General features: G+C 53.7%; 1 protein-coding gene. It reads left to right on the top strand.

Going from position 1 to position 887, the window contains the following annotated elements; translation table 11 throughout:
- The coding region (locus tag AZ66_RS29355) for a condensation domain-containing protein (protein WP_044358199.1) at positions 1–887 on the top strand (887 nt) is incomplete at both ends.

The following is an 887-nucleotide window of genomic DNA, read 5'->3' as shown; positions in this document are numbered from 1 at the left end:
TTATGCGCTGTGGCAGGAACAGCTGCTTGGAAGCACCGATCAAGCGGACAGTCTGATCGCGCGCCAGCTCGATTACTGGACGGAAGCTCTGAAGGGATTGCCAGAGGAGATGGAGCTGCCTACCGATTATCCGAGACCTGCGGCGACTAGCCATAAGGGAGGCACCGTCCAGCTGCAAATTGATCCCGTACTGCATGATCGGCTGACAGAGCTTGCACGAGGCAATCGGGCCAGCTTGTTCATGGTGCTGCAGGCTGCGTTGGCCGTGCTGTTCACCCGACTTGGAGCGGGCAATGATATTCCGCTTGGAAGCCCGATCTCTGGCCGTAATGATGATGCGCTTGATGGTTTGATTGGTCTGTTTATCAATACACTTGTCGTTCGCACTGACACGTCGGGCAATCCAGGCTTCGAAGAACTGTTGTCCAGAGTACGCAAGGTCAGTTTGGAGGCGTATGAGCATCAGGATGTGCCTTTCGAGCGCCTTGTGGAAATATTGAATCCGGTTCGCTCGCGTGCTAGGCATCCGCTATTCCAAATCATGCTCGTGCTGCAAAATACACCGGAAGCGTCGCTGAAATTCCCAGGCTTATCGTCAAGCCTACAGCTTGAGAGCGTGGGTACGGCGAAGTTCGATTTAACTTGGGAATTGAATGAGCGTCGCAACGCAGATGGAGCGCCGGATGGTCTGGAGGGGATTGTGGAGTTCAGCGTAGATCTGTTCAAGCGCGATACGGTTGAGATGCTAGCTGCGCGTTATGTGCGCATATTGGAAAGCGTCGCCTCAGAACCAAGCAAACCGATTGGAGAAATTGATATATTACTGCCAGAGGAGCGGCACGATCTAGCGAATGATTGGCTGGCATGGAGTTCATCTGACCCAGATG

Source organism: Paenibacillus sp. E194 (assembly GCF_000935845.1).
Lineage (GTDB): Bacteria > Bacillota > Bacilli > Paenibacillales > Paenibacillaceae > Paenibacillus_B > Paenibacillus_B alvei_B.
Note: the sequence above shows the minus strand (reverse complement) of the source record. Positions and strands in the feature narration are given on the sequence as shown.